Raw genomic sequence first — 23,608 nt, forward strand, 5'->3', positions numbered from 1 at the left:
GCTCCCGGTCCTTGTGGGTGACACCTGTGTCATCCAGGGATGCGGAACAGGAACGGAAGGCAGCACGGATCATGGCGGACAGAGCGGAAACCCAGGGGCTGGACGCGCAGGCGACCATCCACGTGGCGGGAGAGTGGCGCGAAGCCGTCTCCGGCGCCACGCGCGAGATCATCGACCCGGCGGACGGACAGCCCTTCGCTCTGGTCGCGGAGGGTGACGAGAAGGACGCGGACCTGGCGGTCGCGGCGGCCCGCCGGGCCTTCGACCACGGCGACTGGCCGCGCACCCCGGCCGCCGAGCGCGCCGCCCTGCTGCGCCGCGTCGCCGGTCTCCTGGTGCGCGACCGTGAGCGGCTCGGACGGCTGGAGAGCCGCGACGCCGGCAAGACCGTCGAGGAGGGCCGCGTCGACATCGACTGTGTCGCCGACGCCTTCCGCTACTTCGCCGACCTGGTCGCCGGCGAGGCCCCCGGCCGGGTGGTCGACGCGGGCTCGCCCGACATCCACAGCGTCGTCGTGCACGAACCCGTCGGCGTCTGCGCGCTGATCACGCCCTGGAACTACCCGCTGCTGCAGGCCAGCTGGAAGATCGCCCCGGCCCTCGCGGCGGGCGACACCTTCGTGATCAAGCCGAGCGAGATCACCCCGCTGACCACCGTCGCCCTGATCGACCTGCTCTCCGAGGCGGGACTGCCCGCCGGGGTCGCGGGCATCGTCACCGGCCCCGGCCACTCGGTCGGCGCCCGGCTCGCCGAGCATCCCGACGTCGACCTGGTCTCCTTCACCGGCGGCCTGGTCAGCGGCACCAAGGTCGCGCAGGCCGCGGCCCCCACGGTGAAGAAGGTCGCCCTCGAACTCGGCGGCAAGAACCCCAACGTCGTCTTCGCCGACGCCTGCGCGAGCGACGAGGACTTCGACACGGCCGTCGACCAGGCCCTGAACGCGGCCTTCATCCACAGCGGCCAGGTCTGCTCGGCCGGTGCCCGGCTCATCGTGGAGGAGTCCGTGCGCGAGCGCTTCGTCGCCGAACTCGCCCGCCGGGCCGGCCGGATCCGCCTCGGCCGCGGCAGCGAGGACGGCGTCGAGTGCGGCCCTCTCGTCTCCGAACAGCAGCGCGCCAAGGTCGAGCGCTACGTCGCCTCCGCGCTGGCGGAGGGCGCGGTGCTGCGCACCGGCGGCCGGCGCCCCGAGGCGGCGCCGGAGCGGCCCGCCACCGGCTTCTTCTACGAGCCGACGGTCCTCGACCAGTGCCACCGCGAGATGCGCGTCGTACGCGAGGAGGTCTTCGGCCCCGTCCTGACCGTCGAGACCTTCCGCACCGAGGACGAGGCGGTCGCCCTCGCCAACGACACCGACTACGGCCTCGCGGGCGCCGTCTGGACCAAGGACGCCGGCCGGGCCCGCCGGGTCGCGGGACGGCTGCGCCACGGCACCGTCTGGATCAACGACTTCCACCCCTATCTGCCGCAGGCGGAGTGGGGCGGCTTCGGCAGGAGCGGCACCGGCCGGGAGCTCGGCCCGGCGGGCCTCGCCGAGTACCGCGAGACCAAGCACGTCTACCAGAACCTCGCGCCGAAGCCGGTGCGCTGGTTCGCGGGCTGAGCCGCACCCTCTCCACCGAACGTCCCCCACCCCTTGGAGCACCATCCCCCATGCCCGAGAACACCCGGACATACGACTACGTCGTCATCGGCGGCGGCACGGCGGGCTCCGTCATCGCCTCCCGCCTCACCGAGAACCCTGACGTCACCGTCGCCGTCGTCGAGGGCGGCCCCAGCGACGTCGGCCGCGAGGACGTGCTGACCCTGCGCCGCTGGATGGGCCTGCTCGGCGGCGAACTGGACTACGACTACCCCACCACCGAACAGCCGCGCGGCAACTCCCACATCCGGCACAGCCGCGCCCGCGTCCTCGGCGGCTGCTCCTCGCACAACACGCTCATCGCCTTCAAGCCGCTGCCCTCCGACTGGGACGAGTGGGAGCAGGCCGGCGCCAAGGGCTGGGGCGCGGTGCCGATGGAGGCCTACTACGCCCGGCTGCTGAACAACATCGTCCCGGTCGACGAGAAGGACCGCAATCCCATCGCCCGTGACTTCGTCGACGCAGCCCGGCATGCGACGGGAGTGACCCGGATCGAGGGCTTCAACCGTGCTCCGTTCACCGACGGCGTCGGCTTCTTCGACCTCGCCTACCACCCCGAGAACAACAGGCGCTCGTCGGCGTCGGTGGCGTATCTGCACCCGGTGATGGACGAGCGCGAGAACCTCACCGTCCTGCTGGAGACCTGGGCCTACCGGCTCCGGCTGGACGGCACCCGCGCCGAGGGCGTGCACGTGCGCACCAAGGACGGCGAGGAGATCCTGCTCAAGGCCCGCACCGAGGTGGTGCTCTGCGCCGGCGCCGTCGACTCGCCCCGGCTGCTGCTGCACTCCGGCATCGGCCCCGAGGCCGACCTCCGGGCGCTCGGCATCCCCGTCGCGCACGACCTGCCGGGCGTCGGCGAGAACCTGCTCGACCACCCCGAGTCGGTGATCGTGTGGGAGACGAACGGGCCGATCCCGGAGAACTCCGCGATGGACAGCGACGCCGGCCTGTTCGTGCGCCGCGATGCCGGGCACGCCGGCCCCGACCTGATGTTCCACTTCTACCAGGTGCCCTTCACGGACAACCCCGAGCGCCTGGGCTACCGGCGCCCGGCGCACGGCGTCTCGATGACCCCCAACATCCCGAAGCCGAAGAGCCGCGGCCGCCTGTACCTGACGAGCGCCGACCCGTCGGTCAAGCCCGCCCTCGACTTCCGCTACTTCACCGACGAGGACGACTACGACGGCCGCACCCTCGTCGACGGCATCCGCATCGCCCGCGAGATCGCGAAGACCGAGCCGCTGGCGGGCTGGCTCAAGCGCGAGGTGGCCCCCGGTCCGCAGCTCACGAGCGACGCGGAACTGAGCGAGTACGCCCGCAAGGTCGCGCACACCGTGTACCACCCGGCGGGCACCTGCCGCATGGGGGCCGCGGACGATCCGCTGGCCGTCGTGGACCCGGAGCTGAGGATCCGCGGCCTGGACGGCATCCGGATCGCCGACGCCTCCGTGTTCCCGACCATGACCGCCGTGAACCCGATGATCGGAGTGCTGATGGTCGGGGAGAAGGCCGTCGACCTGATGGGGCGTGGTGCGTGATGAGCAGTACCCCGGTCTTCTCCGTCGAGGGGCTGTGGAAGGTGTTCGGCCCGAAGGCCGAGCGCGTTCCGGACGACCCCGCGCTGAGCTCGCTGGAACCCGCCGAACTGCGCTCCCGCACCGGCTGCACGGCCGCCGTCCGCGACGTCTCCTTCGACGTGCACAAGGGCGAGGTCTTCGTGGTGATGGGCCTGTCCGGCTCCGGCAAGTCCACCCTCGTACGCTGCCTGACCCGGCTGATCGAGCCGACCGCGGGCTCGATCGCCATCGACGGCGAGGACGTCCGCGCCATGGACAAGTCCCGGCTGCGCGCACTGCGCCGCCACCGCGCCGCGATGGTCTTCCAGCACTTCGGCCTGCTGCCGCACCGCACGGTCCTCGACAACGTCGCCTACGGCCTGGAGATCCAGGGCGTGAGCCGGTCCGAGCGGCGGGCGCGCGCCCAGGACGTCGTCGCCAAGGTCGGCCTGGAGGGCATGGAGCAGCGCCGCCCGGCCCAGCTCTCCGGCGGCCAGCGCCAGCGCGTGGGCCTGGCCCGGGCACTGGCGGTGGACCCCGAGGTCCTGCTGTTCGACGAGCCGTTCAGCGCGCTCGACCCGCTGATCCGGCGGGACATGCAGGAGGAGGTGGTCCGCCTGCACCGCGAGGAGGGCCGCACGATGGTCTTCATCACCCACGACCTCTCCGAGGCGCTGAAGCTGGGTGACCGCATCGCGCTGATGCGCGACGGCCGCGTGGTGCAGCTCGGCACCCCCGAGGAGATCGTCGGCCACCCCGCCGACGACTACGTGCGCGAGTTCGTCCGCGACGTGCCGCGCGAACAGGTCATGACGGTCCGTACGGCGATGCGGCCCGGCGGCTGCGACGGGACGGAGCACCCCGGCGCGCTCGCCCCGGGCGAGGTCGTCGCCGACGCCATCAAGGTCGTCGCCCGCAGCGGCAGGGCCGCCTGCGTCGTGGAGGACGGCCGCTGTCTCGGCGTCGTCGACCACGAACGGCTCCTCGGAGTGGTGGCCGGAACGGAGCCGCGGAAGGAGGCGGTCTGATGTCCACGGTCACCGCCGCCTCCACCCAGCGCCTCGCCCTGCCCGGGGTCTTCGGGCACCACGCCGTGCGCAAGCTGCTGCTGCTCGGGATCGCCGCGGCCGTGCTCGTGCCGCTCGCCGCAGCCCACTGGGCGAGCGGCACCTGGCCGCACGCCCTCACCGTCGACGTCTCCAAGCCGCTCGCCGACGCCAGCGACTGGATCATCGACAACCGCGACAGCCACCCGCTGTTCCTGTACTTCTTCGGGTACATCAGCAACGCGGTCGTGATCTCCGTACGCGCCGTGTACCTGTTCCTCCTCGCGGCCGGCTGGGCCGGCGTCACGGCCCTCGGCGCCGTCGTCGCCTGGCGCGTGGCCGGGGTGCGTCTCGCCCTCGGTACGGCCGTCGCGTTCCTGGCCTGCGGGCTGCTCGGCATGTGGGTGCCGACCATGCAGACGCTCGCGCTCATGGTGGTCGCCGTGCTCGTGTCGGTGATCGTCGGCGTCGTGCTCGGCCTCGCCGCCGGTCTGTCCGACCGCTTCGACCGGGCGCTGCGGCCGGTCCTGGACACCATGCAGGTGCTGCCGGCCTTCGCCTACCTGCTGCCCGTGGTGCTGGTCTTCGGCATCGGTGTCCCCGCCGCCGTCCTCGCCACCGTCGTCTACGCCGCGCCGCCCATGGCCCGCCTCACCGCGCTCGGCCTGCGCGGCGCCGACCGGGAGGTGCTGGAGGCGGTCGATTCGCTCGGCGCCACCGCGCCCCAGCGCCTGCTGACCGCCCGTCTCCCGCTGGCCCGCAAGGAACTCCTGCTCGGGCTGAACCAGACGATCATGATGGCGCTGTCGATGGCCGTCATCGCCTCCGTCATCGGCGCGGGCGGCCTCGGTGACCGCGTCTACCAGGCGCTTGCCTCGGTCGACGTGGGCGCCGCCCTCGAGGCCGGCATCCCGATCGTACTGCTGGCCGTCGTCCTGGACCGCATCACCGCCGCCGCGGGCGAGCGCGCCGGCGGGGCACCCGGAGACCGGCTCGGCCGGCTCGGCCGGCTCGGCTGGCTCGGCTGGCTCTACGCGGCCGTCGCCGCGGTGGCCGTGGCACTCGCCGGACGCCTGGCCGGCCGCCTGACCTGGCCCTCCGCCTGGACCGCGGACATCGCCGACCCGGTCAACCGCGCCGTCGACTGGATGACCGCGCACCTGTACTCGGGCGTGCCCGTCGTGGGCGGCACCGCCGACTGGGCGGGCCGCTTCACCACCTGGGTGCTCGACCCGGTCCGCAGCGGACTGCAGTGGCTGCCCTGGTGGTCGGTCCTGCTGCTGGTGGCCGCGCTCGCCTGGCTGATCGGCACCTGGCGCACCGCGCTCACCGCGGTCCTCGCCATGGCCGCGATCGGTGTGCTGGGGGTGTGGAAGCCGTCGCTCGACACGCTCTCGCAGGTGCTCGCCGCCGTCGCCGTCACCCTCGTCCTCGGCTTCGCGACCGGCATCGCGGCGGCCCGCAGCGACCGCTTCGAGCGGGCCCTGCGACCCGTACTGGACGTCTTCCAGACGATGCCGCAGTTCGTGTACCTGATCCCGGTTGTCGCCCTGTTCGGCGTCGGCCGCGCCCCAGCGGTCGCCGCGGCCGTCGTCTACGCGCTGCCCGCCGTCGTCCGGATCACCGCCCAGGGCCTGCGCCAGGTCGACCCGGCCGCGCTGGAGTCCGCCCGCTCGCTCGGCGCGAGCAGCGCCCAGCAACTGCGTCAGGTGCAACTCCCGCTCGCCCGGCCGGCGTTGCTGCTCGCCCTCAACCAGGGCGTGGTGCTGGTGCTCGCCGTCGTCATCATCGGCGGCCTGGTCGGCGGAGGCGCGCTCGGCTACAACGTCGTCTTCGGCCTTGCGCAGGGCGACCTGGCGACCGGTCTGGTGGCCGGTGCCGCGATCGTGTGCCTGGGGCTGATGCTGGACCGGGTGACGCAGCCCACGCAGCGCCGCACGAAGGGGGGTGTCTGACATGGCGCCGAACCGCAGGACGGCCCTGATCGCCGCCTCCTCCGCCGTGACCCTCTCCCTCCTCACCGGCTGCGGCGCGGCCGACATGACCAAGCAGGCGTCCCCCTTCGCCAACGCGCGGGGAGCCAAGACCGTGACGCTCTCCGTCCAGTCCTGGGTGGGCGCGCAGGCCGACGTCGCCGTCGCCCAGTACCTGCTGGAGCACAAGCTCGGCTACCGCGTCGACACCGTGCAGGTCGACGAGGTGCCCGCCTGGGACGCGCTCAGCCAGGGCCGCGTCGACGCGATCCTGGAGGACTGGGGCCACCCCGACCAGGAGAAGCGGTACGTCACCGACAAGAAGACGATCGTGCACGGCGGCGGCCTCGGCGTGACCGGCCACATCGGCTGGTTCGTGCCGACCTACCTGGTCAAGCAGCATCCCGACATCACCGACTGGCGGAACCTCAACAAGTACGCGTCGCTGTTCCGCACCCCGGAGAGCGGCGGCAAGGGCCAGCTGATGGACGGCTCCCCGTCGTACGTCACCAACGACAAGGCCCTGGTGAAGAACCTGAAGCTGAACTTCCACGTGGTGTTCGCCGGTTCGGAGGCGGCTCAGATCACCCAGATCAAGCAGTTCGCCAAGCGGAAGAAGCCCTTCCTGACGTACTGGTACACCCCGCAGTGGCTGTTCAAGAAGGTCCCCATGACCGAGGTGAAGCTGCCGGCGTACAAGGAGGGCTGCGACGCGGACCCGGCGAAGGTCGCCTGCGCCTACCCGCACACCCGCCTGCAGAAGTACCTCAACGCGGGCTTCGCCGATCACGGCGGCAAGGCGGCGGCCTTCCTGAAGAAGTTCAAGTGGTCGACCGATGACCAGAACGAGGTCTCCCTGATGATCGCCGACAAGAAGATGACACCGGAGCAGGCGGCGAAGAAGTGGGTGGACAGCCACCCGTCCACCTGGAAGGCGTGGCTGTCCTGACCGTCCCGTCCGGCCCGTCACCGTCCGGTCGTCACGTCCAGCTCGTCACCGTCCGGTCGTCCCGTCCGGCCGCTCAGCTGTCCGGCGATCTCCCGCACCGCGTGGGCCGTCCGCCGCAGCAGCCCCGGCCCGAACGTGACGCGAGTGGCCCCGAGTTCACCGAGTTCGGTGGGCGAGGGGCCCTCGCCGTCCAGCGAGGCGTACACGTTGACCGGCCCCTGGATGCCGGACCGCAGCAGTGGCAGCACGTCCGCCGGGGCGCCGATCGGATAGACGCAGTCGGCACCGGCGGCCACGTACAGCGCGGCCCGCTCGATGACCCGTTCGGGATCGGGCTCGCCGCGCAGGAAGGTGTCGACGCGGGCGTTGACGAAGAGCTGGTCACCGGCCGCGTCCCGTACCTCGGCGAGCCAGTCGGCGTGCTCCCGCGGGTCCCTGAGCGCCCCTTTGCGGGAGTCCTCGAGGTTGCAGCCCACGGCTCCCGTCTCCAGCAGCCGTTCCACCAGCTCCCCGGGCGGCAGCCCGTATCCGTCCTCGACGTCCGCCGACACCGGCACGTCCACGGCCCGTACGATGCGCGCCACCGCGGCGAACATCTCCTCGGCCGGGGTCGAGCCGTCCTCGTGCCCGAGGGACGCGGCGACCCCCGCGCTCGGCGTCGCGAGCGCCGGGAAGCCGGCCTCGACGCACACCCGGGCGCTGACCGCGTCCCAGGGCCCGGGCAGCACGAGGGGATCGCCCGGGAGCCGGCCCCGGTGCAGTGCGCGGAAGACCTCCACCTTGCTCACGGCGTGTAACCTCCCGGCGGAACACGGCGGCTGACCATCACCCGGTTCCAGTTGTTGATGGCCACGATCAGGGCGATCAGATGGGCCAGACGGGCCTCGTCGAAGTGCTCGGCGGCGCGCTCGTAGACCTCGTCGGGCACGAAGCGGCCGGTCAGCACGGTGACCGCCTCGGTCAGCGCCAGCGCGGCCCGCTCCCGCTCGTCGTAGACGTCCCCGGCCTCCTGCCAGGCGGCGAGCAGGTCCAGCTGCCGCTCGCCCACCCCGTGCTCGCGGGCGAGGGCGAGGTGCAGGTCGAGGCAGAACGCGCAGTGGTTGAGCTGCGAGGCCCTGATCGCCACCAGCTCGGCCAGCGCGGGGTCGCCGAGGCCCCGCTTCGCGGCCGCGCTCAGCGCGGAGAAGGCCCGAGCGACCCCGCGGTCGAGCACCTCGGTCCGGCTCATCCGTGCTGTCCCGCCTCGTAGTGGCCCGGAGCCATCCGGCAGGTCACAGCGAACCGGTTCCAGGCGTTGATCACGGTGATGGCGGCGATCAGCTGGGCCAGCTCGGCCTCCTCGAAGTGCTTGGCCGCCCGTTCGTACACCTCGTCGGTGACGAAGCCCGCGGTCAGCACCGTGACCGCCTCGGTCAGCGCGAGCGCCGCGAGTTCCTTCTCCGTGTAGAAGTGCGCCGACTCCTCCCAGGCACCGAGCTGGATGATCCGCTCCACGCTCTCGCCGGCCGCGAGCGCGTCCTTGGTGTGCATGTCGAGGCAGAACGCGCAGTGGTTGAGCTGCGAGGCGCGGATCTTCACCAGCTCCAGCAGCCTCGGGTCGACCCCCTGCCGGGCGGCCGTGTCGAGGCGGAGCATCGCCTTGTAGACCTCGGGTGCGTGCTGGGCCCAGCGCAGCCGGGGCTCGTGTTCGGGGGCGTAACCGGCGGTCTCCTGTGTCGTCATGGCTTCGACCCTAGGAGCAGGGCAGCCCACGGGTATGGTCCAGTTCCATGGCGAAAACATGGGCCACTTCGGGCGTCGACCTGCATCTGGAGCCGACCGGGCCGGGAGTGCGCCGGGGCCTGACCGACGCCCTGCGCGAGGCCGTCCGCACCGGCAGGCTGGCCCCCGGCACGCGTCTGCCCTCCTCCCGCGCCCTCTCCGCCGACCTGGGCATCGCCCGCAACACCGTCGCCGAGGCCTACGCCGACCTGGTCGCCGAGGGCTGGCTCACCGCACGGCAGGGCTCGGGCACGCGCGTGGCGACGGGGGTGCCTCCCACGCCTTCGGGACAGAGCGGGAGCACGGCCCTCCCTGCCGGGGCCGCACCGCATCCCCGCCCCCGCGGCCACCCCGCCCACGACCTGCTCCCCGGCCTGCCCGACCTCGCCGCCTTCCCCCGCGCCGAGTGGCTCAGGGCCGCCCGCCGCGCCCTCACCACCGCCCCGAACGAGGCCCTCGGCTACGGCGACCCACGCGGCCGCGTCGAACTGCGCACCGCACTCGCCGGCTACCTCGCCCGCGCCCGGGGCGTCCGTACCGATCCCGGGCGCATCCTGGTCTGCGCGGGCTTCTCGCACGGCCTGCAGATCCTCGGCGCCATGCTGCGGGCACGCGGCGCGACCACGATGGCCGTGGAGTCGTACGGCCTGGACGTGCACTGGCGGCTGCTGTCGGACGCCGGCCTGCGGACCGTGCCGCTGCCCTTCGACGAACTCGGAACGAATCCACGGACGTTGACCGACCAGGCGGCCGTCCTGCTCACCCCCGCCCACCAGTTCCCGATGGGCGGCACCCTGCACCGCGACCGCCGCGCGGCCGTCGTCGACTGGGCGCGCAGGACCGGCGGACTGGTCGTCGAGGACGACTACGACGGCGAGTTCCGCTACGACCGCCAGCCGGTCGGCGCCCTCCAGGGCCTCGACCCCGACCACGTCGTCTACGCGGGCACCGCCAGCAAGTCGCTCGCCCCCGGCCTCCGGCTGGCCTGGCTGGTGCTGCCGCCGGGCCTGGTGGAGGAGGCGGCACGGGCGAAGGGCGGCAAGGACACCTGCGGGGTCCTCGACCAGCTGACCCTCGCCGAGTTCCTCACCTCCGGCGCCTACGACCGCCACGTCCGCGCCGCCCGGCTGCGCTACCGGCGCCGTCGCGACGCCCTGGTGGCGGAACTCGCGCGCCGCGCCCCGCAGGTCCGCGCCACCGGCATCGCGGCCGGCCTGCACGTGGTGCTCCGCCTGCCGCCCGGCACCGAACAGGCGACCCTGCGGGCCGCCTCCTGGCAGGACCTGGCGGTAGAGGGACTGCACCGCTACCGGCACCCGGACGCCACTCTGGAACCACCCGACGCACTGGTCGTGGGGTACGGGACACCACCGGACCACGCCTGGTCGGGCGCCCTGGAGGCACTGTGCGCGGCACTGCCGGAAGGCGACGCGACGACCGGACCGTGATCGTCGTCTTCCCGGTGGGGGAGGTGCCATGGGTGGTTCGTCGTCTTTCGGGGGGCGAGGTGCCATGGCTGGTTCGTCGCCCCCCGGGTGCGCGACGTGCTGCGAGCGGTCCGTCGTCTTCCGGGTGCGTCAAGTGCCGCGTCTTCCGGGTGCGTCAGGTGTCGCGACCGGATCGTCGTCCCCTGCGTCCGCCGAGTACCGCGACCGGATCGTCGTTCCCTGCGTCCGCCGAGTACCGCGACCGGATCGTCGTCCCCTGCGTCCGCCGAGTACCGCGACCGGCGCGGGCGGAAGGTCAGGCCGCTTCCTCCGTCGCCGTCGCCGCCGGTGCTTCACCGAAGCGCGCCAGCGCCAGCGCCCCCGCGACGGCGACCACGAACCCCAGCACCGCCAGCCAGGCCAGCCCCGCCCGCGTGCGGTCCCCGAGCCACACCACGCCCACCAGCGCCGGCCCGATCGTCTCGCCGATCACCATCCCTGCCGTCGCCGTGGTGACCGACCCGCGCTGGAGCGCCGAGGTCAGCAGCAGGAAGGCCGCGCCTCCGCCGAGGAGGAGCGCGTACGTCGCCGGATTGGTGAGCAGGTGCGACGGCTGCAGCGAGTCGATCAGCCGTACCGACACCTCCACCACCCCGAACCCGAGGCCGGCTCCCGAACCGAGCACCAGCGCCCGCCCCCGCCCGGACCAGTGCCCGCCCAACAGCCCCAGCAGCAGCACCAGTACGGCGATGACGAGCATCACCCACTTCAGGGCCGCCGGCCCCTCACTGTGCCCCTCGGTCCCGGACGCGAGCCCCAGCATGGCGAGCCCGGCGCACACCACGCCGACGGCGGCCCACTCCACCCCGCTCAGCCGTACCCGCAGCAGCCGCGCCGCCACCACTCCGGTGACCGCGAGGCTGGAGGCGAGGGCCGCCGCGACCGCGTAGATCGGAATCGACCGCAACGCGGCGATCTGCAGCAGGAACCCCAGCCCGTCCAGCGCCAGCCCGGCCAGGTACCGCCACTGCCGCACGGCCCGCAGCAGCAGCGCCGCCTCCCCGCCCGCGCCCGCCTGCGCACCCGCCGCCCGCGCGGCGACCGCCTGCAACACCGTCGCGGTACCGAAGCAGACCGCCGCACCGAGCGCGCACAGCATCCCGAAGATCACAGAGCGACTGTAGGCGAGGCCGCTCACCGATGGGGCCCCTCGGTGTCCCCTCACACCGATCTCTAGGCTGACCTCCGGGCATCGCGCGACCGAGTCGCACGCCGCCGCACCGGGCCTCGTCGCCGCCGGGCCGGGCCTTCTCGCTTCCGCACCGGGCCTTGTCGCCGCCGGAAAGGCTCCCCCACCGACGGGACACCGTCACCCGCCGAGCACACCGCGCAACTGGTCGAGCCCCCAGTCCAGGTCCTCCTTCCCGATCACCAGCGGCGGCGCGATCCGCACCGTGGCCCCGTGCGTGTCCTTCACCAGCACGCCCCGGTCCATGAGCTTCTCCGACACCTCGCGCCCCGTCCCGCACGCCGGGGCGATGTCGACGCCCGCCCACAGCCCCCGCCCGCGCGCCGCCGTCACCCGGCCGGTGCCGGTCAGTGCCCCGAGCTCCCGGTGGAGATGAGCGCCGAGCTCCGCGGACCGTGCCTGGAACTCGCCCGTCCGCAGCATCGCGATCACCTCCAGGGCCACCGCACAGGCCAGCGGATTCCCACCGAACGTCGACCCGTGCTCCCCGGGCCGGAACACCCCGAGCACCTCGGCGCTCGACACCACCGCCGACACCGGCACGATCCCGCCGCCCAGCGCCTTGCCGAGCACATACACGTCGGGGACGACCCCCTCGAGTTCACACGCGAAGGTCGTGCCCGTCCGCCCGAGCCCCGACTGGATCTCGTCGGCCACGAACAGCACGTTCCGCTCCCGGGTCAGTTCGCGCACCGCCGGGAGGTACCCGGCCGGCGGTACCAGGACGCCCGCCTCGCCCTGGATCGGCTCCAGTAGCACGGCGACCGTGTTCTCCGTCATCGCTGCCCGCATCGCGGTGAGGTCCCCGTACGGCACGATCTGGAAGCCCGGCGTGTACGGCCCGAAGTCCGCCCGGGCCTCCGTGTCGGTGGAGAAGCTGATGATCGTCGTCGTACGGCCGTGGAAGTTGTTGCCCGCGACCACGATCTTGGCCATCTCCGCGGGGACGCCCTTGACCCGGTAGCCCCACTTCCGGGCCGTCTTCAGCGCGGTCTCCACGGCCTCCGCACCCGTGTTCATCGGCAGGACCATCTCCATCCCGCACAGCTCGGCGAGCTCTGAGCAGAACGCTGCGAACCGGTCGTGATGGAACGCCCGGGAGGTCAGCGTCACCCGCTCCAGCTGCGCCTTCGCCGCTTCCACCAGCCGGCGATGGCGATGGCCGAAGTTGAGCGCCGAGTAACCCGCCAGCAGGTCGAGATACCGCCTCCCTTCCACATCCGTCATCCACGCCCCCTCCGCGGTCGCGACGACCACGGGCAGCGGGTGGTAGGTGTGCGCGGAGTGCGCGTCCGCGATGGCGATCAGGGTCTCCGTAGCAGTCACGGGATCTCCAGGAGGTGCCGGGTGCTGAGGATGCCCCCTCTTCCATCGTCGCTCGCATGGTGGACGCGGGACCTTCGCCCCTGGGCCCGCCCGGTAGGCTGACCGGCGGGGCCGTGACTGGCGCGCTGGGATGGGACCGACCATCGGGGAGCGGCCCGTGAAGTGAGCGAGTGCCGTGCGCCTGGGCCGAACCGTGAACCGTGAATGCTTCGAGCCACGCCATCCGGAGGCCGACGACATGTCAGAGCAGCAGCCCCTCTCCACCGAGTCCACCGCCTTCCGTGCCGCCCTCGACGTGATCCGATCCGTCGAGCCGCGCGTCGCCGACGCCATCGGCCAGGAGGTCCGCGACCAGCGCGAGATGCTGAAGCTGATCGCCTCCGAGAACTACGCCTCCCCGGCGACCCTTCTGGCGATGGGCAACTGGTTCAGCGACAAGTACGCCGAGGGCACCGTCGGCCGCCGCTTCTACGCCGGCTGCCGCAACGTCGACACGGTCGAGACCCTCGCCGCCGAGCACGCCAAGGAGCTCTTCGGCGCCCGCCACGCCTATGTCCAGCCGCACTCCGGCATCGACGCCAACCTCGTCGCCTTCTGGTCCGTCCTCGCCCAGCGCGTCGAGGCGCCCGCCCTGGAGAAGGCCGGCGTGCGGCAGGTCAACGACCTCTCCGACGCCGACTGGGCCGAGCTCCGCCGGGCCTTCGGCAACCAGCGCATGCTCGGCATGTCCCTGGACGCCGGCGGCCATCTCACCCACGGCTTCCGCCCGAACATCTCCGGCAAGATGTTCGACCAGCGCTCGTACGGGACCGACCCCTCGACGGGCCTGGTCGACTACGAGGCGCTGCGGGAGTCCGCCCGCGAGTTCAAGCCGCTCATCATCGTCGCCGGCTACTCCGCCTACCCGCGCCTGGTCAACTTCCGCGTCATGCGCGAGATCGCCGACGAGGTCGGGGCGACCCTGATGGTGGACATGGCGCACTTCGCGGGCCTGGTGGCGGGCAAGGTGCTGACCGGCGACTTCGACCCGGTGCCGCACGCCCAGATCGTCACCACCACCACCCACAAGTCGCTGCGCGGCCCGCGCGGCGGCATGGTGCTGTGCGACGACTCCCTCAAGGACCAGGTCGACCGCGGCTGCCCGATGGTCCTCGGCGGCCCGCTCCCGCACGTCATGGCCGCCAAGGCGGTCGCCCTCGCCGAGGCCCGCCGGCCCGACTTCCAGGACTACGCACAGCGCATCGTCGACAACTCCCGTGCCCTTGCGGAGGGCCTGATGCGCCGGGGGGCCACCCTGGTCACCGGCGGTACCGACAACCACCTCAACCTGATCGACGTCGCCAGCTCCTACGGCCTGACCGGCCGTCAGGCCGAGGCCGCGCTCCTCGACTCCGGCATCGTCACCAACCGCAACGCCATCCCGGTCGACCCCAACGGTGCCTGGTACACCTCCGGCATCCGCATCGGCACCCCCGCCCTGACCACGCGTGGCCTGGGCACCGCCGAGATGGACGAGGTCGCGGGCCTCATCGACCGCGTCCTGACCACCACGGAGCCGGGCACCACCAGCAAGGGCACCCGGTCGAAGGCCCAGCACGTCCTCGACCCGAAGGTCGCGGACGAGATCTCCCGGCGCGCCACCGATCTCGTGGCCGGCTTCCCGCTCTACCCGGAGATCGACCTGGGCTGACGCACGCCCTCTGGAGTTTTCAAGGATCGGGGACTTCCTACGGCGGTCCATGGCGGTCCACGGCGCTCGCGGCAGACCTCAGAGATCGATGAGTTCCTGACGTGGGTCCTCCCGCGGCGGTCCGGCTCCCGGCCGGGCCGCCGCGCGGCGTATCAGCAGCGTGCCGACGGCCCCGACCGCGAGTCCCACGCCGAGCCCCGGCACGGCCCACCAGCGACTGCCCCGGCCGTCATCGCCGTTCCCGGTGGCCTTTCGCCCCTCCGCCGCGTCCTCGCCGCCTCCGGCCGCGGTCGCGCTCGTACCGAGCCCGGCGAGGAGCTTCTCCCGTCCCAGCTCCACGAAGATCGAGCGCGGCGCCCGGTGCCAGCGGATGTCGTCGTCCTGGACGTCCGGCGCCGGGTCCGTCCGTATCCAAGGGGTGCCGTCCGCCGCCGCCAACAGCTGGTCCTGCCGCTCGACCGCCACGTCACCGCCGGGCGCACGACGCGTCTGCGGCCAGCCTCCTATCCCTGTCAGCCCCCAGATCACGGTGAAGTCCACCGGCGGGTGGCGCCCCTCGGCCCAGGCGCGCGGCACCCGCTCCGTCCCCATGTAATCCGGCCGCAGCAGTTGCCGCAGGCGGGCGAAGGCAACCTGGCCGGAGCGCAGCACCGTCGTCCGTCCCGTCCCGCCCGCGATGACGATCGCCAGGTCGGGGGCGTCCCGGCCCTGTGCCCGAGTCGTCGCCTGCGCCCGGGCTGCCGCCCCGGCCGAGGGCCGCGCGGTCTCCACCGCCGCCGCCTCGCTCACCGCCCCGCACAGAACCAGCGCGGCCATTGCCCCCGTCACCGCCGTCAGTTCACGCACCCCGCGCCTCCGTCCACGCATCCGTCCCCCAGCCACAAGGTCCCGTCGGCCCGTCCCCGGGCCGCATGTCACTTCTGGTACACCGCCCGGCCCGCCGGGGTTCCCGGTCCCGGTGAACGACTCGGAGAACCCATCGGAGAACACAGGTCCCGCAGAACCCACGGGAGTCCCACACCCCGAGGGCTCACGACGTCGGCGGCGTCCCGGACGGCGTCCGCACCGACTCGGCGATGCGCACCGCCCGCTCCTTGGAGTCCACGCCCTCCAGACGAAGCGTCACCCCTGCGTTCCCCGTCGCACGGGTCCACAGCAGCGTCGGCCCGGCGGTCCGCTCCTCGCGCGTGAAGCGGTGTCCCTCCGCGTCCACCAGCCAGAAGCCCAGCAGATGCGGCCGGGGGAACCACAGGGCGAGTTCCGGCACGTCCCCGGCCGTCGTCCGCCCGCCCAGCGAGATCCACTCCGGAGGCTCCCGCAGCCTCTTGGCGAAGCCGATGTCCAGCTGGTCCGGGAACTCGTCCAGCCGGACCGTGTGCCCGCCCTCCCGCCAGCACAGGGTCACCAGGAACCGCCCGCGCGGCTCATCGGCCACCGACACCGTGTCCGGCGTGCCGAGCGCGTCCGGCACCAGCGGCTCGAAGCCCGCCCGCCGCCGGGCCTGTCCGAGCGACACCGACCTGCCGCAGCCGGGCACCTCGGCGCCGGGCGAGGGCACCGCCGACGGGTCGTACCGCACCTCGACCCCGCCGAAGTCGAACCAGTCCAGGACCGCGGCCCGCACCGGGGGCGTGAGCGCGAGCACCGTCAGCAGCCCGCACAGGGCCGCGGTCACCGACCGCCACCGCCGCCGCGTCCAGCGCCGGACCGCACGCAGCCGCTCACGGGCGCCCCGTGGCCCGGCCGGCGCGACCGGCAGCCGCTCGGCCAGTATCTGTCCCAGCACGCGCTCGACCATCGTCTCGGAGCCGAGGAGATCAGCGGCGCCTTCGGCGCCGCCCGCCCCGGGTGCGTCCAGGGACCTGCCCAGCGCCCGCAGCTCGTCCGGCAGCCCGGAGGTGCCGCCGTCACGCCGCCGCCCGCGGGCTCGCCCGCCCGGTCCCGGGCCGCGGTCACCGGCTCGGCCGCGCGGCCCGCGGCCCCCGGCGCTTGCCCGGTCGCGCCCGCCCTCACCGTCGTACGCGCCGCGGCCCTCACTCATGCTCGTCACCTCCCTTCCGAGGCTCGAAATCCGGCAGGAGCCGGCCCAGCCTGCGCAGGGCGCGGCTGAGGCGGGACTTGACCGTCCCGCGCGGCCAGCCCAGGGCCTGGGCGGTCTCCGACTCGTCCATCTCCAGCAGATAGCGGTAGGTGACGACCAGGCGGTGCTCCTCGCTCAGCCGCTCCAGGGCGGCCAGAAGGGCGGCGCGGCGCTCCGTCTCCAGGGTCGCCACCGCAGGGTCCGCCGATTCCGGTATCAGCGGCTCCGCCTCCGCGAAGGCCGCCTCCCGGCCGGCGAGGGTGCGCTGCCGCACCGCCGTGCGCACTGTGTTCCTCGTCTCATTGGCGACGATCGACAGCAGCCACGGCTTGAAGGCCGCGCCGTCCCGGAACCGGCCCAGCGCGCAGTACGCCTTCACGAAGGCCTGCTGCACCACGTCCTCCGCGTCCGCTCCCGCCCCGAGCGCGGCGGCCGCCCTGAGCGCGATGCCCGTATGGGCCCGCACCAGCTCCGCGTACGCCTCCGGCTCTCCGGCGCGTACACGTGCGATCACCGCGGCCTCATCGACGATGCGGCCCCCCTCCCGCGTCCTCACACCCTTGTTACACCGTGGAGGACGGATCGGTTCCCGCCTGTTTCCGACCAGTTCCGGATCGGCTCGACAGACCTGAGAGAATGGTGAACATGGCTTCAGACCGCCCGCCCGTCACCCACCAGCACCCCCAGGGGAATGGCTCCGCCATGCCGAGCAGTCCGCGTGTGCTTTCCGGTATCCAGCCCACCGCAGGCTCGTTCCACCTCGGCAACTACCTCGGCGCCGTCCGTCAGTGGGTGGCCCTGCAGGAGTCCCACGACGCGTTCTACATGGTCGTCGACCTGCACGCGATCACGATTCCGCAGGACCCGGCGGAGCTGCGCGCGAACACCCGGCTGGCCGCCGCCCAGCTGCTCGCGGCCGGTCTCGACCCGGACCGCTGCACGCTCTTCGTCCAGAGCCATGTCCCCGAGCACGCCCAGCTGGCCTGGGTCATGAACTGCCTGACCGGCTTCGGCGAGGCGAGCCGCATGACCCAGTTCAAGGACAAGTCCGCCCGGCAGGGCGCCGACCGCGCCAGCGTCGGCCTGTTCACTTACCCCATCCTCCAGGTCGCCGACATCCTGCTGTACCAGGCCCACGAGGTGCCCGTCGGCGAGGACCAGCGCCAGCACGTCGAGCTGACCCGCGACCTCGCGACGCGGTTCAACAGCCGGTTCGGCGAGACGTTCACGATCCCGAAGCCGTACATCCTCAAGGAGACGGCGAAGATCTACGACCTGCAGGACCCGTCGATCAAGATGAGCAAGTCGGCGTCCACGCCGAAGGGCCTGATCAACCTCCTCGACGAGCCCAGGGCCACCGCGAAGAAGGTCAGGAGCGCGGTCACCGACACCGACACCGTCATCCGCTACGACGTCGAGAACAAGCCCGGCGTCAGCAACCTGCTGACCATCTACTCGACCCTCACCGGCACGTCCGTCGCCGAGCTGGAGCGGGAGTACGAGGGCAGGATGTACGGCGCGCTGAAGACGGACCTCGCCGAGGTCATGGTCGAGTTCGTGACGCCCTTCCGGGAGCGCACCCAGAAGTACCTGGACGACCCGGAGACCCTCGACGCGATCCTGGCCAAGGGTGCCGAGAAGGCGCGTTCGGTCGCCGCGGAGACGCTCTCCCAGGCGTACGACAAGGTCGGTTTCCTGCCCGCCAAGCACTGACGCGCGCCACCGCCCACGGGCACCGCCCGGCAGAGCGCTGCACATCACTACGGTTGCGCGTGCCCACGACACATCCGTGGCCGTACAGTCGATAGCCGACGGCCGAGAACAAATCCGTCACGACGACAGGAGACGACGTGGGGACCGTAACGATCGGCGTATCGATCGCGGTCCCGGAGCCTTACGGCAGCCTGCTCCAACAGCTGCGCGCGGGCTTCGGCGACGCCGCGGCTCACGGCATTCCCACCCACGTCACCCTGCTGCCGCCGACCGAGGTCGACGGGGACGCCCTGCCGGCCGTGGAGGCGCATCTGACCGAGGTCGCCGCGGCCGGGCGGCCGTTCCCGATGCGGCTGTGCGGGACCGGCACCTTCCGGCCCCTGTCGCCCGTCGTCTTCGTACGGGTCGACGAGGGCGCCGAGGCCTGCACCTGGCTGCAGCAGCGGGTCCGCGACGCCTCCGGCCCCGTGCCGCGGGAACTGCAGTTCCCGTACCACCCGCACGTCACGGTCGCGCACGGCATCGACGAGGAGGCGATGGACCGCGCCTTCGAGGAGCTCGCCGGCTACCGCGCCGAGTGGTCGTGCAACGGCTTCGCGCTGTACGAGCAGGGCCCCGACGGCGTGTGGCGCAAGCTGCGCGAGTTCCCCTTCGGAAGCACGACGGTGCCGCCGCAGGCCGGTCATGTACGTGGCACCATCCCCAGCCGCTGACCGGACCCGGGCCCCGGCCGCCGATCAGACCGGCAGCCGTCGCAGCACAGCCCGCGGCACGTGCCGCAGCACCGACATCACCACGCGCAGCCTGCCGGGCACCCACACCGTCTCCGAGCGCCGGCGCAGCCCGAGTTCGACGGCCGTGGCGACCGCCTCCGGGGTCGTCGCGAAGGGTGCCTCGGGCAGGCCGGCGGTCATCTTCGACCGGACGAACCCGGGGCGCACGACCATGACGTGCGCGCCCGTGCCGTAGAGCGCGTCGCCCAGCCCCTGAGCGAAGACGTCGAGGCCGGCCTTGCTGGAGCCGTAGATGAAGTTGCTGCGCAGTGCCCGCTCGCCGGCGACGGAGGAGAGCACCACCAGGGAGCCGTGGCCCTGCGCCTGCAGCGCGCTCGCGCTCACCAGGGCCGCCGACACCGCGCCCGTGTAGTTGGTCTGCGCGACGCGCACCGCGGCGGCCGGTTCGCGCTCGTCGCGTGCCTGGTCGCCGAGGATGCCGAAGGCGAGCAGCACCATGTCGACGTCGCCCTCGGCGAAGACCTTGCCGAGGACCGTCTCGTGGGAGCCGGGGTCGAGCGCGTCGAAGGCGACGGTGTGCACGGCCGCGCCGTGCCCGCGCAGCTGCTCGGCGGCCCGGTCCAGGGCGGGGGAGGGGCGTCCCGCGAGCCACACCGTGCGGGTGCGGCGGGCGACGAGGCGGCGTGCGGTGGCGAGCGCGATCTCGGACGTACCGCCGAGGACGAGCAGGGACTGGGGGAGGCCGAAGGCGTCCTTCACGACAGCAGCTCCTAGGTGCCTAGAGGTCGAGACGGCGGGACAGGTCCGAGACGAACACCGCGCGCGGGTCGAGTTCCGCGCGCAGGGCCCGGAAGTCGTCGAGGCGCGGGTACATCGCGGCGAGCAGTTCGGGACGCATCCGGGAGTCGGCGGCGAGGCAGACGCGTCCGCCCGCCGCGGCGACCTCCTCGTCGAGGCCGTCGAGGAAGGCGGCGAGGCCGGGCAGCCGGGCCGGCAGGGCGAGGGCGAGCGACCAGCCCGGCACCGGGAACGACAGCCAGCCCGGGCCGGCCTCCCCGAAGCGTTTCAGGACGGCCCGGAAGGCCGGGCAGCGCCGCTCGGAGAGGCGGCGCACGATCCGGTGCAGGGCGTCCTCCCGGCCGTCCCCGACGACGCACCGGTACCGCACGAAGCCGCCGCGGCCGTGCAGGCGGTTCCAGTGGGGCACGGCGTCCAGCGGATGGAAGAAGGCGGAGAGGCCGCGCAGTTCGCCGGTACGCACGCGTGGCGACGTCCGGTACCGCAGTTCGTTGCACAGGCTGGTGGCCCGCCCGCCGAGCAGGCCCGCCGGGAGGAGCGCCGAGGCGGCCGGGACGTACCGGGTCCGGAAGTCCGGCGGAGTCCTGCGCGCGCGGGCCGGCAGGGCGTCCAGCGGGGCGTGGTCGCCGCGGGTGAGGACGGCGCGCCCGGTCGCCGCGCCACGGGCCAGCAGGTCGATCCAGGCGGCCGAGTAGCCGTAGAGGTGGTCGGTCGCCGTCATGCGGGCCAGCAGGTCGTCGAGGTCGGTGGTGCGCACCGTGTCGACCGACATCAGGGAGGTCTCGACCGGCAGCAGCCGGACGGTGGCCGTCAGGATTGCTCCGGTCAGGCCCATGCCGCCGGCGGTCGCGTCGAACAGGGGCGTGTCCGGGCCGACCGCGCGGATTGCCCCGTCGGCGGTGAGGAGTTCCAGCGACAGGACGTGGCGGGAGAAGGACCCGGCCACGTGGTGGTTGCGGCCGTGGACGTCGGCGCCGATCGCGCCGCCGACCGTCACCCTGCGGGTGCCGGGCGTCACCGGCACGAACCAGCCCAGCGGCAGCAGCACCTCCATCAGGCGGTGCAGCGAGACGCCCGCGTCGCACAGCACGGTGCCGCCGGCGGCGTCGATCGCGTGGACGCGGTCCAGGCCCGTCATGTCCAGCACCGACCCGCCCGCGTTCTGCGCGGCGTCCCCGTACGCCCGTCCCAGGCCCCTCGGGATGCCCCCGCGCGTCCCCCAGCCCCGGACCGCGGCCACGGTCTCCTCGTACGTCCGTGGACGGATCGGGCGGGCCGCGGTGGGAGCCGTGCGGCCCCAGCCCGTGAGGGTGACGGGAACGGTGTCGGCAGACATGTCGGGGACCGTATCGCCCCTTCCGGGGCGATCAGTCGTCAAACATGTCACTCGTCCGCGAAATGGGTGATTAATGGGATGTCAGGCAATATTGCGGCGACATCGGCCGCGATGGCGGCGTACGCGGTGGTCACACCATCGCCCTTTCGGGGTACTCGGACATCGGACGTCCGTACCGAGGGGAGAGTCGGATCATGGACTGGCTGAAAAACCTCCCCGTCGTCGGCCCGCTGGTGGCGCGGCTGATGCTCACCCACGCGTGGCGTTCGTTCGAGCGCCTGGACCGCGTGAAGTGGGCCAGGCTGGCCGCGGCGATGACCTTCACCAGTTTCGTCGCGCTGTTCCCGCTGCTCACCGTCAGTGCCGCGGCCGCCGCCGCCACGCTCAGCGGGCAGCAGCAGAAGGACCTGCAGGACAGGATCGCCGAGCAGGTGCCCGGCATCTCCGACCAGCTCGACATCCAGAGCCTGGTCGACAACGCCGGCACCGTCGGCCTCATCGCGGGCGCCGTCCTGCTGTTCACCGGCATCGGATGGGCGGGTTCCATGCGGGACAGCCTGCGGGCCGTGTGGGAGCTGCCCGACGAGGAGGAGAACCCCTTCCTGCGCAAGGCCAAGGACCTGGGCATCCTCCTCGGGCTCGGCGGCGCCGTCCTGGTCACGCTCGCCACCTCGACCGTCGCCTCCGCGATGGTGGGCTGGATCACCGGGCAGCTCGGCATCGACAAGAACGGCTGGGGCGGCGTCCTGCTCTACGTCATCGCGTTCCTCGTCGCCGTCCTCGCCGACTTCCTGCTGCTTCTGTACGTCCTCACGCTGCTGCCCGGCGTCGAGCCGCCGCGCCGCCGTCTGGCGATCGCCGCGCTGACCGGCGCGATCGGCTTCGAACTGCTCAAGACCCTGCTCAGCGGCTATCTGCAGGGCGTGGCGGCGAAGAGCATGTACGGCGCGTTCGGCGTGCCGGTGGCCCTGCTGCTGTGGATCAACTTCACCTCGAAGCTGGTCCTGTTCTGCGCCGCGTGGACGGCGACGGGGAGCAAGGAGGACGCGGAGGTCACGGTCGGGTCCGGCGTCGTACCAGATCGGGCAGCGGCCAGCGGCGGTTGACCAGGAACGCGCCCGCCGCGAGCAGCACCAGCACACCGGCCGCCATGGCGAGGGCGACCCCCATGCCGCCGGAGCCGCCCTTCGCCGTGGCGCTCGCCACCGGGGCGCCCGAGGGATCGCCGGCCCCGCCCGCCTGACCCGACGGATTGGCTCCCGGCTGGGCACTGGCCCGCGCGCTCCGCGGCGCGACGAGGGCGCCCACCGGCACCGCCTTGCCGGACGCCTTGAAACCCCAGTCCAAGAGTTCGGAGGCCTCCTTGTAGACCTCGTTGTGCTCCTTCTTCTCCGGGTGCATGACGGTGACCAGCAGCACCCTGCCGTCGCGCTCGGCGACACCGGTGAACGTGTTGCCCGCGTTCGTCGTGTAGCCGTTCTTCACCCCCGCGATGCCCTGGTAGACGGGCATGTCGTTGTCGCCGCTGAGCAGCCGGTTGGTGTTCTGGATCTCGAAGGACTTGCGGACCGTCTTGCCCTTCTTGTTCTTCTTCGTCTCGCCGGGGAACTGGGCGCGCACGGTCGAGCAGTACTCGCGGAAGTCCTTCTTCTGCAGCCCGGAGCGGGCGAACAGGGTCAGGTCGTACGCCGACGAGACCTGGCCGGGGGCGTCGTAGCCGTCGGGCGTGATGACGTGCGTGTCGAGGGCCTGGAGCTCCTGGGCCTGCTGGTTCATCTCCCGGACGGTGGCGGCGGTGCCGTGGTTCATGGCCGACAGCACGTGCACGGCGTCGTTGCCGGAGCGCAGGAAGACACCGAGCCACAGGTCGTGGACGGTGTAGGTCTCGCCCTCCTTTATCCCGACCATGCTGGAGCCGGCGCCCATGCCGGCCAGGTCGGCGGGGACGACCTTGTGCCTGTCGGTCTTCTGGAACTTCGGCAGCACCGTGTCCGCGAACAGCATCTTCATCGTGCTGGCCGGAGGCAGCCGCCAGTGCGCGTTGTGCGCGGCGAGCACCTCGCCCGACTCGGCGTCCGCGACGATCCACGAGCGGGCGCTGAGGTTCTTGGGCAGCACCGGGGCACCGGTGCCGAGGTTCACCTGGGTTCCCGGCCGGCCGAGGCGGGCCCCGCCCACGCTCGACATGTGCGCCGGGGGAGTGGCCGAGGGGCTCGTGGAGGGGGTCGGGGCGGCGAGGGCGGCGGGCGCTGCCAGCGGGAGCGCGGACAGGGCGGCGGCGGTGACCAGCAGGGATCGCCCGATGGTCTTCTTGGGAGCGGACACGG

Annotated in this window: 21 protein-coding genes and 1 riboswitch; of the genes, 10 read left to right on the forward strand and 11 right to left on the reverse strand. The window is 72.7% G+C overall.

The annotated features are described in order from the left end of the window. Positions 1–71: 71 nt before the first annotated feature. Genes ACJ9NR_RS24405 through ACJ9NR_RS24425 form a run of 5 tightly spaced genes read left to right on the forward strand, consistent with a single transcriptional unit; the run spans position 72 to position 7,167 of the window. Positions 72–1,601, forward strand: coding sequence for an aldehyde dehydrogenase family protein (locus tag ACJ9NR_RS24405; RefSeq protein WP_412493052.1), 1,530 nt, complete (start codon positions 72–74; stop codon positions 1,599–1,601). A 50-nt stretch (positions 1,602–1,651) separates the two neighbouring features. Next, on the forward strand, positions 1,652–3,181 hold the full coding sequence (locus ACJ9NR_RS24410; protein ID WP_412493053.1) for a GMC family oxidoreductase: 1,530 nt from the start codon (positions 1,652–1,654) through the stop codon (positions 3,179–3,181). Next, entirely contained in the window at positions 3,181–4,227 is a 1,047-nt protein-coding gene (locus tag ACJ9NR_RS24415; protein WP_412493054.1) for a quaternary amine ABC transporter ATP-binding protein, read from the forward strand. The genes ACJ9NR_RS24410 and ACJ9NR_RS24415 overlap by 1 nt, the downstream gene beginning before the upstream one ends. Next, positions 4,227–6,200, forward strand: coding sequence for an ABC transporter permease (locus ACJ9NR_RS24420; RefSeq protein ID WP_412493055.1), 1,974 nt, complete (start codon positions 4,227–4,229; stop codon positions 6,198–6,200). Before ACJ9NR_RS24415 ends, ACJ9NR_RS24420 begins: the two co-directional genes overlap by 1 nt. A 1-nt stretch (position 6,201) precedes the next feature. Beyond that, positions 6,202–7,167, forward strand: coding sequence for an ABC transporter substrate-binding protein (locus ACJ9NR_RS24425; RefSeq protein ID WP_412493056.1), 966 nt, complete (start codon positions 6,202–6,204; stop codon positions 7,165–7,167). Between the two features lie 17 nt (positions 7,168–7,184). On the opposite strand, the gene ACJ9NR_RS24430 is transcribed toward ACJ9NR_RS24425, so the two are convergent. Genes ACJ9NR_RS24430 through ACJ9NR_RS24440 form a run of 3 tightly spaced genes read right to left on the reverse strand, consistent with a single transcriptional unit; the run spans position 7,185 to position 8,889 of the window. Then, entirely contained in the window at positions 7,185–7,955 is a 771-nt protein-coding gene (locus ACJ9NR_RS24430; RefSeq protein WP_412493057.1) for an isocitrate lyase/PEP mutase family protein, read from the reverse strand. After that, positions 7,952–8,395 (reverse strand): carboxymuconolactone decarboxylase family protein, encoded by a 444-nt coding sequence (locus tag ACJ9NR_RS24435; protein WP_412493058.1) that lies wholly within the window; start codon positions 8,393–8,395, stop codon positions 7,952–7,954. The genes ACJ9NR_RS24430 and ACJ9NR_RS24435 overlap by 4 nt, the downstream gene beginning before the upstream one ends. Beyond that, on the reverse strand, positions 8,392–8,889 hold the full coding sequence (locus ACJ9NR_RS24440; RefSeq protein WP_412493059.1) for a carboxymuconolactone decarboxylase family protein: 498 nt from the start codon (positions 8,887–8,889) through the stop codon (positions 8,392–8,394). The genes ACJ9NR_RS24435 and ACJ9NR_RS24440 overlap by 4 nt, the downstream gene beginning before the upstream one ends. Positions 8,890–8,936: 47 nt before the next feature. Between ACJ9NR_RS24440 and pdxR the strand changes: the two genes are divergently transcribed. Further along, positions 8,937–10,376 carry a MocR-like pyridoxine biosynthesis transcription factor PdxR gene (pdxR, locus tag ACJ9NR_RS24445; RefSeq protein WP_412493060.1) on the forward strand — a complete coding sequence of 480 codons (1,440 nt, stop codon included), beginning with the start codon at positions 8,937–8,939 and terminating at the stop codon, positions 10,374–10,376. 295 nt (positions 10,377–10,671) lie between these two features. Here the strand turns inward: pdxR and ACJ9NR_RS24450 are convergent, their stop codons facing one another. After that, positions 10,672–11,514: a DMT family protein gene (locus tag ACJ9NR_RS24450; RefSeq protein ID WP_412493506.1), complete on the reverse strand. Its 843-nt coding sequence runs from the start codon at positions 11,512–11,514 to the stop codon at positions 10,672–10,674. A gap of 210 nt (positions 11,515–11,724) precedes the next feature. After that, positions 11,725–12,930, reverse strand: a complete 1,206-nt coding sequence (gene rocD, locus ACJ9NR_RS24455) for an ornithine--oxo-acid transaminase (RefSeq protein ID WP_412493061.1) — start codon at positions 12,928–12,930, stop codon at positions 11,725–11,727. A gap of 103 nt (positions 12,931–13,033) precedes the next feature. Further along, positions 13,034–13,124, forward strand: a riboswitch (ZMP/ZTP riboswitch). Between the two features lie 44 nt (positions 13,125–13,168). Between rocD and ACJ9NR_RS24460 the strand changes: the two genes are divergently transcribed. After that, the gene (locus ACJ9NR_RS24460) at positions 13,169–14,620 is read left to right on the forward strand and encodes a glycine hydroxymethyltransferase (RefSeq protein WP_412493062.1); all 1,452 of its coding nucleotides are present in this window, start codon (positions 13,169–13,171) and stop codon (positions 14,618–14,620) included. A gap of 78 nt (positions 14,621–14,698) precedes the next feature. Here the strand turns inward: ACJ9NR_RS24460 and ACJ9NR_RS24465 are convergent, their stop codons facing one another. The 3 genes from ACJ9NR_RS24465 to ACJ9NR_RS24475 all read right to left on the reverse strand — a co-directional run bounded on the left by ACJ9NR_RS24465 (position 14,699) and on the right by ACJ9NR_RS24475 (position 17,256). Further along, positions 14,699–15,436, reverse strand: coding sequence for a hypothetical protein (locus ACJ9NR_RS24465; protein WP_412493507.1), 738 nt, complete (start codon positions 15,434–15,436; stop codon positions 14,699–14,701). A gap of 214 nt (positions 15,437–15,650) precedes the next feature. After that, entirely contained in the window at positions 15,651–16,661 is a 1,011-nt protein-coding gene (locus tag ACJ9NR_RS24470) for a hypothetical protein (protein ID WP_412493063.1), read from the reverse strand. Beyond that, positions 16,654–17,256, reverse strand: a complete 603-nt coding sequence (locus tag ACJ9NR_RS24475) for an RNA polymerase sigma factor (protein ID WP_412493064.1) — start codon at positions 17,254–17,256, stop codon at positions 16,654–16,656. Before ACJ9NR_RS24475 ends, ACJ9NR_RS24470 begins: the two co-directional genes overlap by 8 nt. A 146-nt stretch (positions 17,257–17,402) precedes the next feature. Here ACJ9NR_RS24475 and trpS point away from each other — a divergent pair, with 146 nt between their 5' ends. Both trpS and ACJ9NR_RS24485 read left to right on the forward strand, forming a co-directional pair. Then, positions 17,403–18,413, forward strand: a complete 1,011-nt coding sequence (gene trpS / locus ACJ9NR_RS24480) for a tryptophan--tRNA ligase (RefSeq protein WP_412493508.1) — start codon at positions 17,403–17,405, stop codon at positions 18,411–18,413. A gap of 137 nt (positions 18,414–18,550) precedes the next feature. Continuing rightward, positions 18,551–19,126: a 2'-5' RNA ligase family protein gene (locus ACJ9NR_RS24485; protein ID WP_412493065.1), complete on the forward strand. Its 576-nt coding sequence runs from the start codon at positions 18,551–18,553 to the stop codon at positions 19,124–19,126. Between the two features lie 24 nt (positions 19,127–19,150). Here ACJ9NR_RS24485 and dprE2 read toward each other — a convergent pair whose 3' ends face one another. Beyond that, the gene (dprE2, locus tag ACJ9NR_RS24490) at positions 19,151–19,906 is read right to left on the reverse strand and encodes a decaprenylphospho-beta-D-erythro-pentofuranosid-2-ulose 2-reductase (protein ID WP_412493066.1); all 756 of its coding nucleotides are present in this window, start codon (positions 19,904–19,906) and stop codon (positions 19,151–19,153) included. 19 nt (positions 19,907–19,925) lie between these two features. Then, complete coding sequence (gene dprE1 / locus ACJ9NR_RS24495; RefSeq protein ID WP_412493067.1) at positions 19,926–21,281, reverse strand: decaprenylphosphoryl-beta-D-ribose oxidase; 1,356 nt, start codon at positions 21,279–21,281, stop codon at positions 19,926–19,928. A gap of 194 nt (positions 21,282–21,475) precedes the next feature. Between dprE1 and ACJ9NR_RS24500 the strand changes: the two genes are divergently transcribed. Continuing rightward, positions 21,476–22,387, forward strand: a complete 912-nt coding sequence (locus ACJ9NR_RS24500; RefSeq protein WP_412493068.1) for a YihY/virulence factor BrkB family protein — start codon at positions 21,476–21,478, stop codon at positions 22,385–22,387. On the opposite strand, the gene ACJ9NR_RS24505 is transcribed toward ACJ9NR_RS24500, so the two are convergent. Beyond that, the gene (locus ACJ9NR_RS24505) at positions 22,335–23,606 is read right to left on the reverse strand and encodes a D-alanyl-D-alanine carboxypeptidase (protein ID WP_412493069.1); all 1,272 of its coding nucleotides are present in this window, start codon (positions 23,604–23,606) and stop codon (positions 22,335–22,337) included. The two genes, ACJ9NR_RS24500 and ACJ9NR_RS24505, sit on opposite strands and share 53 nt — an antisense overlap. Positions 23,607–23,608 lie beyond the last annotated feature (2 nt).

This window comes from Streptomyces sediminimaris, from assembly GCF_047049295.1.
Taxonomy (GTDB): domain Bacteria; phylum Actinomycetota; class Actinomycetes; order Streptomycetales; family Streptomycetaceae; genus Streptomyces; species Streptomyces sediminimaris.

Excerpts from the sequence above, each read along its gene's own strand:
- ACJ9NR_RS24405 (WP_412493052.1), top strand. The coding sequence starts at position 72 with ATGGCGGACAGAGCGGAAACCCAGGGGCTGGACGCGCAGGCGACCATC.
- ACJ9NR_RS24410 (WP_412493053.1), top strand. The coding sequence starts at position 1,652 with ATGCCCGAGAACACCCGGACATACGACTACGTCGTCATCGGCGGCGGC.
- ACJ9NR_RS24415 (WP_412493054.1), top strand. The coding sequence starts at position 3,181 with ATGAGCAGTACCCCGGTCTTCTCCGTCGAGGGGCTGTGGAAGGTGTTC.
- ACJ9NR_RS24420 (WP_412493055.1), top strand. The coding sequence starts at position 4,227 with ATGTCCACGGTCACCGCCGCCTCCACCCAGCGCCTCGCCCTGCCCGGG.
- ACJ9NR_RS24425 (WP_412493056.1), top strand. The coding sequence starts at position 6,202 with ATGGCGCCGAACCGCAGGACGGCCCTGATCGCCGCCTCCTCCGCCGTG.
- ACJ9NR_RS24435 (WP_412493058.1), bottom strand. The coding sequence starts at position 8,395 with ATGAGCCGGACCGAGGTGCTCGACCGCGGGGTCGCTCGGGCCTTCTCC.
- ACJ9NR_RS24440 (WP_412493059.1), bottom strand. The coding sequence starts at position 8,889 with ATGACGACACAGGAGACCGCCGGTTACGCCCCCGAACACGAGCCCCGG.
- pdxR (WP_412493060.1), top strand. The coding sequence starts at position 8,937 with ATGGCGAAAACATGGGCCACTTCGGGCGTCGACCTGCATCTGGAGCCG.
- ACJ9NR_RS24450 (WP_412493506.1), bottom strand. The coding sequence starts at position 11,514 with ATGCTGTGCGCGCTCGGTGCGGCGGTCTGCTTCGGTACCGCGACGGTG.
- ACJ9NR_RS24460 (WP_412493062.1), top strand. The coding sequence starts at position 13,169 with ATGTCAGAGCAGCAGCCCCTCTCCACCGAGTCCACCGCCTTCCGTGCC.
- ACJ9NR_RS24465 (WP_412493507.1), bottom strand. The coding sequence starts at position 15,436 with ATGGCCGCGCTGGTTCTGTGCGGGGCGGTGAGCGAGGCGGCGGCGGTG.
- ACJ9NR_RS24470 (WP_412493063.1), bottom strand. The coding sequence starts at position 16,661 with ATGAGTGAGGGCCGCGGCGCGTACGACGGTGAGGGCGGGCGCGACCGG.
- trpS (WP_412493508.1), top strand. The coding sequence starts at position 17,403 with ATGCCGAGCAGTCCGCGTGTGCTTTCCGGTATCCAGCCCACCGCAGGC.
- dprE1 (WP_412493067.1), bottom strand. The coding sequence starts at position 21,281 with ATGTCTGCCGACACCGTTCCCGTCACCCTCACGGGCTGGGGCCGCACG.
- ACJ9NR_RS24500 (WP_412493068.1), top strand. The coding sequence starts at position 21,476 with ATGGACTGGCTGAAAAACCTCCCCGTCGTCGGCCCGCTGGTGGCGCGG.